Below are 12,874 nucleotides of genomic sequence, written 5' to 3'. Positions count from 1 at the left end.
CCATTAAAGCATAGAGATATTTTTTGTAGAGATTGACAATAATGCATTTTCTGCAGCCTTTGAAAGGGCTGTATTAATTGCTGGTAATCGCCTATAATTCCCTTTTTGATTTGTTTTACATTCTTGTAAATCATCTAATACAGTTCCTATATGTTGCCCCTTATATTTACTTATTTCTTTAAATTTAGATAAAACTGAACAACCATTGACCACATGACATTCCTGAATGATATAGTGACTATCAACGACAAGCATAGCAATGGCTCCAGAACGAAACTTTCTTCTTTCCGTACCAGAAAATAAATAATATCCTTGTTTTTCTCTGTAAGTGCTTACAATCTCACTCATACTCTTTCTATAATAACGAACTTGTATGAAGGTAAATACATATTGAACGACTAGCAAAAAGCAGAGAATGAAAACAAATCTCATAGGAAGTCATGCCCCTTTTTAAGTTCTATTTGATGAAGAAAAAGGGCGCGGACAAAACTCTTTTTCAAAAAGAGTTTTGCTGCACGCCTATGAACTTACAAAGTAGTTACAATTTTACTATCAGCCGTCTCTGCCGGAAATAAACTATCTTGAAGCGATCTTAATTTCCAAACTGTTGTTGTAGGGTCTAATTCTACATCATCAGTTGTTAAGAATTGGCCTTGACGAATATCTTTTTTGGCCACAACATTTCCACTGATTAAACCAATTGGAATATGATTATTTCGCTTCAAATCTTGATGAGTTTCAAGAACCCCGCGTACAGAGTAACCCCCAATACCATCTAGTGCTTCTCCGGCTTTCATATCACGTTTTGCAACGGCAACCGTATCAGAAATAGGAGCCCCTAGTGGTTGAATAGATCCTTCATTTTGTAAAACAGCTTTTGCGATAGTAATAGGCGTTTCTAAACTAGCTAAATGATATGGTCGATATAAAATGTGATGGTCTCTTTCCCCTTTTTTCAATAAGTAATCCAACTCATGCGCTACAGCGTCATTTTGCCCTTTTACAATTACAAATACTCCAGGTGCAAGCCCATCTACATAATCAACTACCCCAAAATGATTTAACACCCCACCATTTTCTTTAAGGTCTAAATCTTTAATAACTGAATCTAGATCTCCAGAAATCCCATGCATTCCAACTACATCCGGTACAAATCCAATAGCATTAGACAATAAATTCATTTCAGCCATTGTCTTAGTACCATCTTGGAAAGCAGCAAGCATATGAGAAGCCATTTTCTTCTTATTTGCTTCTTCTTGTGCAGTGCTAGGGTTTGCTGTGACATTTAATTTATTATTTTTCCCTTTGCCAGCAACCAGTACTTCCATTCCCATCGTTTTGGCAAATTCAAATAATTCAAGTATTGCCGCCGGCTCATCCCCAGCAGAACCACTGTAAATTAGGCCAGCATTAGTAAACATTTGATGCATCACTGAACCGATAGTAATATCCACTTCTACATTCAATAAGACAAGATGCTTTTTAGACCTTAAGGCTTCAAGTGAAATGTTGGCTCCTACTTCTGGAACTCCTGTTGCATCAACGACGACTTCTATATTGGCAGATTGAATAACTTCACGAAAATCATTTGTTACCATAATGGATTCTTTTCTGGAGGCCTGTGAATTATAGTAATTTGCAGCTCTTTCTGCTGCTTCAATATTTATATCACTAATTCCAGTTACGCTCATGCCAGGAATATGAGAGATTTGACCAATCATCCCAAATCCCATTTGTCCAGCACCGATGACTCCTACTTTAATCGGTTCGTTGGCACGTTCTCTTTCTAAAAGTTGTTGATAAATCGACATATGTTACATCCCCTTTACGAAAATTCTAAAAATTAAAATCATTAAACGCTTACATTTTGAATATAAAACAGCCTGCATATCATACAACAACAATTAACATTAGTTACACAACATATCAAATAGAGTTTTTTCGTAACATTTGTTACGTCATTTAACATTTGTTAATTGTTATGGGTTTATTGTAGAATGTTATGAAAAGGCTGTCAATAAAAAATGATAAAAAATGAAGAATATAAGAAAGGTTGGATGTAACAAAATGAATAGAACCGATTTTTATTACAATGATGATGCTCCAAAACCACTAAAAATTGTTCCTGCTGTCTCAGCTGTCGTTCTTCATAAGGAAAGAGAAATCCTACTTCAGGAACGTGTTGATAACGGAAAATGGTCTTTACCGGGTGGAAATGTTGAACCGGGAGAAACAGTGGAAGATTCCATAAAAAGGGAGGTTATGGAGGAAACTGGTTTAGATATAGCAGTAAAACATCTAGTTGGCGTATACAGTGATCCCAATCATGTTATCGCATATCAAGATGGAGAAGTTCGCCAACAGTTCTCCCTTTGTTTTTTATGTGAAAAGACAGGCGGAAACTTAGCAGCCAGTAATGAATCAAAAAAAGTAGAATTTATTTCGATAAGCGAGTTGGATATTTTGAATATTCACATTACTCAGAAGATAAGAATTCAGGACGCTCTCTGTGGAAACAGCAAAGCCTTTATACGATAGCTCAAGCCAAGAATTATAAAATCTCGTTAGTCGTTAATAAGGGGATGATAACTTTTGAAAGAATCTCAAATGGATGCTAACTTATTTTGTATTCATGGTCGTGATGAGACTCTCCATGTTATTTCTTATACCAATAATAAAATGAAAAGCGTTGAATGCGAAGAATGTCATCGTATACACAGAATAAAGATAGATATCGTGAAAGAATTTTACAAAGAGATTTACGAGAGAATCTCAACAAAACCAGCTAAAATGACACATGAGTATAAACAAGATTTAAATAAATTCCTATCAACATTTCCCGCTCGAGCTATCAGTACAGTAAGCCTTATCGGCTTATGAGGGACTTAAATCATTCACGTAAATTCAATTCATTAAACATCTTAAGAATTAACACATTTTTCAGGAACAAATCTGTAAAAAGGAATCAACCGGAACTGATGAAAAGCTTTTTTATTTAGAGATTTACGAGATGTATTCTTGGATCTTCAGCTATCATAAAAAGTACCGAGCCTGTTTTGATTCGAAAATCTTTTTTAAGTTCAGAGATGCAGCTAACACTACACTTCCCTGTCTTTCCGTATTCCCTACAACAGCAAGTTCATAAATAAAAAATAGACCTCCCTTGAGCTTAGGAATCTTTAAGGGTTAGGTCTACACAGATTGACCATTGAGCAAGCCCTTTGATGGGCAGCTTTTTGTACAAAGCCGGGGTGTTGCCGTCCCTCGGTCTTTTTATTTTGTGCATTTCCAACAATTGCGATTCTTTTGCTTATTGGGATTACCTTTATCCTATTTATCCTTGTCCGATCATCAAAAGATAACCTTCCAATTAGCAGTCAACCGGAATACTATTGATGTTCTTCAGACAAACCCTCATATTTCAGTTCCTCTTCAAGTTCTTCATGGCTAAATAAATGAATTCCTCTACCTCTAGGTGTTTAATTTGATACTTCGCTTCGAAGTTTTGAAGTTCCTTAAGAGTTGCTTTGTTCATCTAAGAGACTTTTTGAAATATTTACAGTCTTATAACAAAATTAGTCAATATATGTCTCCCCATTTTGTTCTTTTAATGAGAATAAATGTTCGTTTTGGCGTTCCAATTCCAAAAGATATGAACAGAACGTGATAGGCGTCCTTTTCACTGAATATAATGCCATAAATTCAAAAAAGAGGTGCCTCCAAAAAATGAATTCTCTGACGAATGATGACATGGTGAAGATCATTAGAAACGGAGTTAGCGCATCACATCACCCAAAGCATATTATTGTTGCGGGAGCTGGATTGGCCGGGCTTGTATCAGCATCTTTGCTGAAAAATGCCGGTCACAGAGTAACGATTCTTGAAGCGAGCGGCAGAGCAGGCGGCAGAGCAGGCGGCCGTGTCTGCACGTTGAGATCTCCCTTTAGTGATGGTTTGTACTTTAATGTTGGTCCGATGCGCATTCCGAATATCCATATGTTAACCTTAGAATATATAAAAAAATTCAGGCTGCCGACAAATGTATTTATCAACAAAAGCCAAATGGACATCATTTACACGAACGGAATTAAAACACGTCTCCATCTTTTTGAACGAAATCCTCAGATATTAAGATACCCCGTTGCACCGAACGAACAAGGGAAAACCGCGGAAGAGCTGATGCTTTCTGTATTGCAGCCTATTCTGCATTTTATTAATCAAAATCCGGAGAGAAATTGGCGGATTGTTGAAGAACAATACAAAAATGACTCGTTAAGCTCTTTTTTAAACACATATTTTTCATATGGCGCGATCGATATGATAGGAGTCCTTTTGGATATGGAAGCGTATATGGGTATGTCCCTTGTTGAAGTGTTACGGGAATCCATCTTTTTTACTTCACCAACTCACTTCTATGAAATAACAGGCGGAATGGATCGGCTTCCTCTCGCGTTTCTTCCTCAACTAAAAACAGATATTCTATACCATCAAAAAATGATGAAAATTTCTCAAAATGAGCACAGCGTTACGGTCCATTGTCAGCATCAACAAACAGCAGAGCATGTAGCGTTCCCAGCTAACCTTGCTATTGTAACCATTCCTTTTTCAACATTGCGATTTGTCAAATTCGAATCATACCATTCCTTTTCCTACTATAAACGGCGGGCAATCCGCGAACTGAACTATATAAGTGCAACCAAAATCGGCATAGAGTTTAAAAGCAGATTTTGGGAAAAAGCCGGGCAGCGCGGCGGCAAATCGATTACTGATCTTCCGATTCGATTTTCGTATTACCCAAGCACTGGTATTGGAGCAAATGGACATGCTGTCGTTCTGGCGAGTTATACATGGGCAGATGAGGCACTGATGTGGGACAGTCTTTCAGAAAGAGAGCGTATTCAGTATACTTTATTGAATTTATCAGAGATATATGGCGATATTGTATGGTCTGAATTTGTGTCCGGAGCTTCTTTTAGCTGGAGTCAGAATCCTTATTCTGCAGGGGCCTTTACAGCTATGGAACCCGGACAAGAATTAGAACTGTACCCCTATATCCCTGTTCCTGCGGGAAGAATCCATTTCGCTGGAGAACATGCCTCACTCACTCATGCGTGGATGCAAGGGGCGATTGAATCTGGAATCCGTGCCGCTTATGAAGTTAATCAATTATCTTAGATTCCGCTCACCTCGTGTGTTAAAGCCAATTGAGATAAAAAAGAAGAGATGATTCTAACAGTCAGCAGAAGATTTTGTTCGCCTTTGTTTTTAAGTGAGTTTTAAGTGAGATAAGTGGAACTAGAGTTAATTCATTATTGGTCTCATCATTTAATCATCTCTATATACGAATTGCATTGCAGACCTTCGTTTTTTATCGCATCTAAAACAGAAAACGTACACTCTTCTTCATGCTAAAACGAATAAACGTTTCAGAAGAGTTCTGTCACGCACTGGTTCCTTAAGTTTTTTTGGCCTGTCTACTTTACAGAGGTAAGACTACTTTAGGAAATTTTCATTTAATTAAGACCTCCTATCTTGCTTATAAAATAGGCTACCTGTTTTTCTAAATCAACTCTTCCACCAAGTGTTTAGATTTCGGTGCGTTTTCTCTTTAAGTTCAATTGCTGCCTTGTCTAATTCTTCAACTGTAGGAATAAGCTCTTTTTTATTCGATGCCAAAAAAGTCGTGAGTTTTCATATCTGCACTATGAAACATATGCATTGAAATCTGTAATATCATACTCGCTGTTTCAAGTGTATATTCATCGGACGCACCTTCTGCATTTCACTGGCACATTAAAAATTCTTACTGCTGCTTTATATACAATACTAGTTATCTCTTACTAACATTTCTTGAAAACCAGTATAAATCCAAAAGGAATTTTGTAACAAATAAAGAATTTGAAAGATAAGCGCAAAAGAGATGCATGCCCCTTCCGAAAATTGCGCTTATACTAATAGAAAGAGGTGTCTTTAGAATGGTTCATTTTAAAAATTGTCCTGATCCTTCTCTAAACGCCAATTCTCAGTCTCAACCCAAATTTTCATCCGAATTAGAACATATTAAGACAAGAATGCAAAACTTTATTAAGCATTCCGTTACAGATCAGAATATCGAAGTTACTGACGCGAGGGTGACGGCTGAAGGAGAGATCACCTCTCTTTTAAAAGAACGTCTTGACAAGGAATACTACAAACTTTTATCTAAGATCACCCGGGAAGTAAATGTAGCAGACTTCGGCGCTGTTCCAGACGGAAGAGACAATACGGAAGCTTTTCGAAAAGCAATTGGGAATGGTCGCGTCAAAGTGAATGTTCCCGCCGGAGAATATCTTGTTCAAGGGATCAAACTTCCGTCCTGGACAACAATTGTGGGACAAGGTAAAGGAATTACTGTAATTAAATTGCATGAAGACACTCCAGCACATGAATGGGTGATTACAAATGATGATTATCAAAATGGGAATCGTAATATTTTCGTCCAAGGAATGTCGTTAGACTGGAATCCAAGTAGACAATGCGGTGTGAGAAATCCGGGGGGACAGTTCTCGAGTTGTTTAACTTTTGCTAAAGTTGAATTTGGTTGGATCAAAGATGTGGAAGCTATTAACGCAGGACTTCATGGTATTGATATTACATCGCCAACGTATGATCATTTGCCTGATACCGATTGGACAAAAGACGGGTCAAGATATATTTGGATCGATAACTGTGTGACATACGGTTCAGGAGATGACGGCATTACCACCCATTACAGCGAATACATCTTTATTTCAAACTGCCATTCAGGAAATCCGCGAGGAACTGAGTTTGCAGAAGGTGTTTCAAACTCCAACGGAATAGAAATCGACGACGGCTCTAGGCATGTGTGGCTTTTGAATAACTTTACAAGCGGAAACATTCGCGGAGTAGAAGTAAAAGCTCATGAACTCTGGCCGGCCTCTCAAAATGTCCATATTATAGGACATGTTTCTTATCGAGATGTACGTGCATTTGATCTTCGTCATATTGGTCACCATCAAATCACAGATCCTGAAAGCACAACAGCATACGATGTCACACTCATTGATTGTTCAGCAATTGAACCAGTTTTCAACTCGCTTTATGATGCTGTGACGCCAAGAGCTCTGGTTATTTCAGCATATAAAAACATTAATGTAAGCGGGTTCACAGCAGTTGGCGATCCAGACTATGACTATAAAGGTAATCCTGTCATAGCTTTGCAATATCGCAGTCAAAATATTACCATTAATGGTATAAAAATTCGAGGATTTAAGAAAGCTGGCGTTGATATTAATTTATCAGGTGGAACAAATAAAACTGATTATGTTAAAATTTCAAACTTCGATATATATCATTCTGCTCCAAAAGGAATTTCTATCGGTGGCGGTCTCTATAATGTGAATATACTAAATGGAACGATGATTACTGATAATGGGACCGTTGGTATCCAGTCGCCTAATAATCAGGCCACAATTCTCGGTGTACAATCAGAAGGTTATAGTGTGGCTGCCTCCATCAAAGGTCAAACGTACCAACAGGTTCCAATCAATTTAAAAGGAGGCGTACAGCTTGCAACCACCTCTGGCTTTGCCTTTAACCAAACAAGCGCAGTTATCGCGGGTACCGGTGACATTACAGCCCGAGGAGAAAGGAATGCTGTCATCAGCGCTTCAGGAGGTTCCAGCACAGAAGGGTCTCGTGCTTTAATTGCATCTTCAAACAATGCACATATTAAAGGAAACAATGTGTCAAGAACAATACTATCTTCTGAAAGTATTATACTGGAAGAACCATATACCGTGGCAGGAGGTCACCGATCAATAAAATGGCTTCTTGACTCTATTGGGGGAAACGGGACATTTGCCGGTGCGATTAGTTCGTCTTTAGGTGGATATGGAGAGTATTTTGAGAGTTCAACTGGACAGTTAATCCATACAGGCACAATCGTGACTTTAAGAGGTGAAAAGATAGCGCCTGCTTATGCGGGAGATTATATGCTTGGCGTTATTTCAGAAACTGCAGCTTTCATTTCAGGAACATCCAGTTTTGCCTGGCAGGGTCGCTATTTGACAAATGAGTTTGGCGGATTCATTTACGAGATTATGACTGATAAAGAAACCGGTGAACTCATACGTGTGCCCAAACAAAATCCAGACTACGACACTGCGCTGGAGACAGATTATCATTCACGGGCAGCAAGAGACGAATGGCATGTAGTAGGATTGGTAGGCCAGCATTATGTGCGTATTGACGAAACTGTCGGTCAAGGAGATTATCTTACGGCACATAATGGGTTAGGAACAAAAGCATCAGAAGGCAGCTGGAAAGTAATGAAAATAACCTCTGCCTACTCATTAGAAAAAGGATATGGTATTGCTCTGACCGTCATCAAATAGTGGGCACTGGGACTAACTCAATATACGTTTGGCTAAAGATTAAATCTATATCAAGGCGTTTTTTCTTCCCAGTATGTTAATATCAAGTTATATTCTTAACCTGATTTCGTTCGTTTTCTATATCGTAGACTGTTATAATCAACTTTAATATTATGAATCAAAAAGTTTAGATAACTTCTCTTTAGAAATATTATTGAAATTTAGTGCAAATACCTTTATAAAAGTATTATTTAATAAATTAATGATAAAACGGAAATTTCAGATTCTCGATAAAATCCTCTGTTGTAAAAAAAAGTAAATATAACAATAACAAAGTAACCCTTGCATTCCTTCACCTGCCATGCTATTTCATATAGCGATGAGCTGAATTGTGTAAGCCGATGTACATGCCCTTTGCGGCGCATACGAATGTGGCTTGTCAAAAGAGGTACTATAAAGCCTTACACAGAGAAGTTCATCGCTTTTTTTATTTGGTCAGGTCACAGGTGAGGTCACGCATTTAACAATAAATCCATCTTATCTGCTGCTTCTAATTGCATTGATGGAAGTGCGTGACTATATGGTTCCTAATAATTATTTACCATATCCGAGGCATATATTGGGATTCCAACTAAAGACCGTCGATTATTAGTAACTCACAATAATAACAATGATTATAAAAATTCTTAAGGAACGATCAGCAGCCCGTTAGCTACCCCTGATTAAAGACGCTCTGTTACCACACTGTTACGTTAGAACTTCCACTACTTTGATATCCCTCTGTCGCTAAGACTTGGTAAGACCAATTACTACCCAGATTCATTCCATGACTCTTCCATGCGTTAACATGATTGCTGAAAGTGATTGTAGCGTTACTACCAGTTGGTCTCTTCGACTGGCGAACACTCCAATACTGTGTAAAAGTAGTGTTTTCTCCATCAATGGAAGGAGCATTATAACGTGTCGTTGTATATATGTCATATACCCCCCCATCACTGTATACCGTACCTTTATACGTTCCAGTAGGTCTATAAGTACCCCATGAATCCACTACATAATATTCTATGAGAGGTGATCGCGTCCAACCATATAAAGTCAAATATCCATTGCCATTCGGCGCCCAAACTCCGGCATTATAGTTTATTGTCCTAAATGGCGAACCTGTAGTCCAACCTTTACCAACAACAAAATTTCCGGTATTAGACCAATTCACACTGTAATTCCCGCCAGACCCATTGACAGCGTTTACTATTCCGCCCCCATCCGTCCAATTTTGCCAGTAGTCTGTGCTAGCTGCAGAGGCGGTTGCCGAAAACAAGCTTATACTCATTAAAGCTGCCGTTAATCCAACTAAGAAATTCTTTTTAAACTTAAACATATGTTACCTCCTATAATATTTTTTCTGACTTTGACATGAGGTAGCCCTCGTATATATTTAAAACATTCTTAATGACTAACGCCAAAGCTTTTGATCGTTCCCTTCAATATAATACCATGAATTCACGAGTGAATATTATGACTATTTGTAATTTAATTACAAAGGACTAAAATTACATTATAGGTAGTCTTGTTCCACCATAGCCTTATCATTTTTCGTAGAATCGCAATTCCTTCTAATCTGATGGAATAATATCTATAATTAATCCCCATTCGAACCATTTATCACAAAGAAAATACACATTAGAGATTGTGAAGTCATTGTAGCTTCTCCAGGTGGTGCTCCTGACTTTGGGGCTGTAATGGAACGTTTCATGTCCAAAAAATCAGCCCATAAGATTGTATACTGTGTCTTTGATGTTATTTACAAATATGGTCAGTCAATAGCAGCTAAGCCGCTCACTGAGCGTAAGACAGTTCTGAACTCACTTGAACTGAATCATCCAAATGTATGTGTTATCGAAGGAATTCAAGGTAACGGTCTTGCTTACTTCAACCTGGCCAAAGAAAAGAATTTAGAGGGAATCGTAATCAAGAAAGCTAACTCCCCTTATGAGATCAATCCAACGTACGCATAATTGGCTTAAAGTGATTAATTATGATTACACTGAAGTTCTCATAACCGGCTACACGAAGAAGGATATAAAATTCCTTCTGTCTTATCCTGATGGAACTGCAGCTGGATTTATGGAATTCATGCCGAACGCGGAACGAAGTAAGTTCCACTCTATTAAACAAGTAAAGTCTGAATCTGATGAGTATGTATTTATTAAGCCTATATTATGTAAGGTTAAGCACAGATTTAAGACTAAGCACGGAAAACTCCGCATACCTTCCTTCGAATCCTGGAGAGTATAATCTCTCCGTTACATAACTCCTTAGTGCCGAGCAATTAAAAATTAATGAATATTTAGTACATGAATCATTTAGTTACTTTCTTTAAAATAAATATTTTATTTTAAATGAGTTTTTTCTCTAAACCTTTTTAAATTTCCAAAATTCATTTCACCTTTATTACTGCAAGCAAGTTGTCATACGCTTGCCATATAAAAGAGACTGGACATTTTTGTCTCGGAGGTGAAATAAATGAAATTAATCTTAGATAATTTCGTGAATTGGTCATTTGACAAAATCATGGACTATATCTTAATTGCAGGGTTTTATTTTGTATTTCAAATCAAAATCTAAACAGAATCATTATCCTGATCACTTCGAAGAAAGACGCCGGCATAGAAATTAATACACTCTTTTCTGATCGTTATCGACATGCTAAATTGTTTGATAACGATCCTTCCCTAATAATATTTGCTTTTATTTATTAAATTATCTTAGAATCTCCTGCTTTCTTTTAATCCTTTCCCATTGTTCTTTATAAACTAATTTTTCATTTTCGCATTTCACACAAAACATCCAACATGCATCGTCCGCATCAACAAAACAGCCTGAACTATTGTAAATATAGTCTTCTTTCAAGTAATGCCATTCATGTTTGCATTTGGGTATTTTCCTTCTCCAAAACATCTGTTACCTCCCTATAAAAACTATCTTTTATTTAGAAGTCTCTATTGATTTCCAGTCAAAAGTTTCAAGTATGTTAAGCAGCCGCTCAACTTTCGGTGCTCTCCAAGCTGTCATTACGTAAGTATGAGTTTCTGAAGTGTAATGGTGCTTATTCAATCTGATGTGTCTCTTTGCTTCTGCTTTGGTCAGAAACATTGTATTTGGTTGTATAATGTGAACCTTTCTTTCATGAATTAGTTCTACTCACTCATCAATGTAATTTCGAATCCACTCAATAGCATCATCATTGTCTTCCTCAATTTCTTGCAACTCTGTTAGGACTTCCTTAGACAGCTCACTATCTTCTTTTATATCTTCTAGATAGTCATCTAAAACATATGATTCTGCAATATATTGCAGGTATACAGAATAGCGTTCTGCGTTTTCCTCCCGAGCTTCAACCCATTCATAATCACCGACTGTCCAAAACCGCGGCGCAGCTTGACTGTAGATGGCTTGAGTTCTCAACTCATTCTGAAGCTCTTTTAAAAACTGAATATCTTGATCCATTCATTTCCCCCTAATCTAATTAAAATCACGATTTTAAGTTAACTTTAAAGTACATCGTCTTGAGAAATTCCCCTTTAATTGGTAAGCTGGCACCTAGGATCATACAAAGCAGGTGATGTCTTGAATAAAATAATCGGAATAATTGGATTAATTGTTTCCTTAATTGTGCAAGGGTTTTCAGCAAGTGGTTCGTTGACTCATGAGATTGCTATGGCTTGTCTATTTGTATTCCTAATAATTTACAATTTTGAACATGCTAAGGATTTCTCAAAAAAATCTCTAATTGTTTTAGGAGCAACCTTTATAGCTCTAATGCTAGGGATTTATCAACTCATTTCCTTTACCGGTGATTACTTTGATAGGCTTAACTTAAATATTGGACTTATCATCTTACTTGAGATCGCTTTGATCATTGTTTTGGTATCTATTGCAGTAAATTTAATGAAACTTATTGCGAATCGGTTAAGGAAAACACCTCATGGTAAAGAGTTTTAACTCATTGCCTTGTGGTCTCTTATGTATGAAATCAAATGCTTTCCCTAATTCCTTCTCTTCTGTTACGCTGAGTAATAACAATTACTTGCCATATCTTATATTGCATATAACGGTTAATCAGTCGAGATCATTGAGGGATCAAAATATGGCCAAATAAAAAAACGATGGGTGCTTCACTTCCATTAAAAAGACAAGATTGAATATATAGTACTTCACTCAGAACATTTTCTTATTAAGGATATAATAAGTGTTCGTATTAATTTTTTCTGTTACGATAACGATCAAAAACAGAGTTATCTATCCCATTTCAAGCCAGAAATTATTCTGCTTTTTTAAAAAAATATTCTTGATTTCCACTTTTATATATGCATCCATAAAGCATTCGAGCATAACCATTATATGTGACTGAAATGCACGTATAAGAGCTATTATATAGGGATTTCACTACCAATATATAGTGGGTACATTAACATCCAAATACTCAAAAACAAGAACAA

8 protein-coding genes and 4 pseudogenes are annotated in these 12,874 nt (G+C 37.0%); 7 read left to right on the top strand and 5 right to left on the bottom strand.

Annotation, left to right across the window (positions count from 1 at the left end; genetic code table 11):
- Nucleotides 1-3: 3 nt before the first annotated feature.
- Nucleotides 4-432, bottom strand: coding sequence for a transcriptional regulator GutM (locus V6D41_RS19775; RefSeq protein WP_148961628.1), 429 nt, complete (start codon nucleotides 430-432; stop codon nucleotides 4-6).
- Between the two features lie 95 nt (nucleotides 433-527).
- Complete coding sequence (locus tag V6D41_RS19770; protein WP_333519415.1) at nucleotides 528-1,811, bottom strand: NAD(P)H-dependent oxidoreductase; 1,284 nt, start codon at nucleotides 1,809-1,811, stop codon at nucleotides 528-530.
- A 256-nt stretch (nucleotides 1,812-2,067) separates the two neighbouring features.
- Here V6D41_RS19770 and V6D41_RS19765 point away from each other — a divergent pair, with 256 nt between their 5' ends.
- Both V6D41_RS19765 and V6D41_RS19760 read left to right on the top strand, forming a co-directional pair.
- Nucleotides 2,068-2,538, top strand: coding sequence for an NUDIX domain-containing protein (locus V6D41_RS19765; protein WP_333519414.1), 471 nt, complete (start codon nucleotides 2,068-2,070; stop codon nucleotides 2,536-2,538).
- Nucleotides 2,539-2,592: 54 nt separating this feature from the next.
- Nucleotides 2,593-2,880 carry a bh protein gene (locus tag V6D41_RS19760; RefSeq protein ID WP_333519413.1) on the top strand — a complete coding sequence of 96 codons (288 nt, stop codon included), beginning with the start codon at nucleotides 2,593-2,595 and terminating at the stop codon, nucleotides 2,878-2,880.
- 44 nt (nucleotides 2,881-2,924) lie between these two features.
- Here the strand turns inward: V6D41_RS19760 and V6D41_RS19755 are convergent.
- Nucleotides 2,925-3,138: pseudogene (locus tag V6D41_RS19755) on the bottom strand (UV damage repair protein UvrX); the annotation flags it as partial.
- Between the two features lie 588 nt (nucleotides 3,139-3,726).
- Between V6D41_RS19755 and V6D41_RS19750 the strand changes: the two are divergent.
- Together V6D41_RS19750 and V6D41_RS19745 are read left to right on the top strand one after the other, a co-directional pair.
- Nucleotides 3,727-5,175, top strand: coding sequence for a flavin monoamine oxidase family protein (locus V6D41_RS19750; RefSeq protein WP_333519412.1), 1,449 nt, complete (start codon nucleotides 3,727-3,729; stop codon nucleotides 5,173-5,175).
- Between the two features lie 800 nt (nucleotides 5,176-5,975).
- The gene (locus V6D41_RS19745; protein WP_333519411.1) at nucleotides 5,976-8,396 is read left to right on the top strand and encodes a peptidase G2 autoproteolytic cleavage domain-containing protein; all 2,421 of its coding nucleotides are present in this window, start codon (nucleotides 5,976-5,978) and stop codon (nucleotides 8,394-8,396) included.
- Nucleotides 8,397-9,111: 715 nt separating this feature from the next.
- On the opposite strand, the gene xynA is transcribed toward V6D41_RS19745, so the two are convergent.
- Nucleotides 9,112-9,753, bottom strand: coding sequence for an endo-1,4-beta-xylanase XynA (gene xynA, locus V6D41_RS19740; protein ID WP_333519410.1), 642 nt, complete (start codon nucleotides 9,751-9,753; stop codon nucleotides 9,112-9,114).
- A gap of 301 nt (nucleotides 9,754-10,054) precedes the next feature.
- Between xynA and V6D41_RS19735 the strand changes: the two are divergent.
- A pseudogene (locus tag V6D41_RS19735) lies at nucleotides 10,055-10,670 on the top strand (ATP-dependent DNA ligase); the annotation flags it as partial.
- Between the two features lie 228 nt (nucleotides 10,671-10,898).
- Nucleotides 10,899-11,052, top strand: a pseudogene (locus V6D41_RS19730) (hypothetical protein).
- Nucleotides 11,053-11,360: 308 nt separating this feature from the next.
- Here the strand turns inward: V6D41_RS19730 and V6D41_RS21585 are convergent.
- A pseudogene (locus V6D41_RS21585) lies at nucleotides 11,361-11,882 on the bottom strand (hypothetical protein).
- Nucleotides 11,883-12,002: 120 nt separating this feature from the next.
- Between V6D41_RS21585 and V6D41_RS19720 the strand changes: the two are divergent.
- Nucleotides 12,003-12,377, top strand: a complete 375-nt coding sequence (locus V6D41_RS19720) for a YoqO family protein (protein WP_168781000.1) — start codon at nucleotides 12,003-12,005, stop codon at nucleotides 12,375-12,377.
- The last annotated feature ends 497 nt before the right edge of the window (nucleotides 12,378-12,874 follow it).

This window comes from Bacillus sp. 0102A (assembly GCF_036765155.1).
GTDB classification, from domain to species: domain Bacteria; phylum Bacillota; class Bacilli; order Bacillales; family Bacillaceae; genus Bacillus; species Bacillus subtilis_G.
The sequence above is the reverse complement of the archived record's forward strand: the minus strand, read 5'-3'. Positions and strand labels throughout refer to the sequence as shown.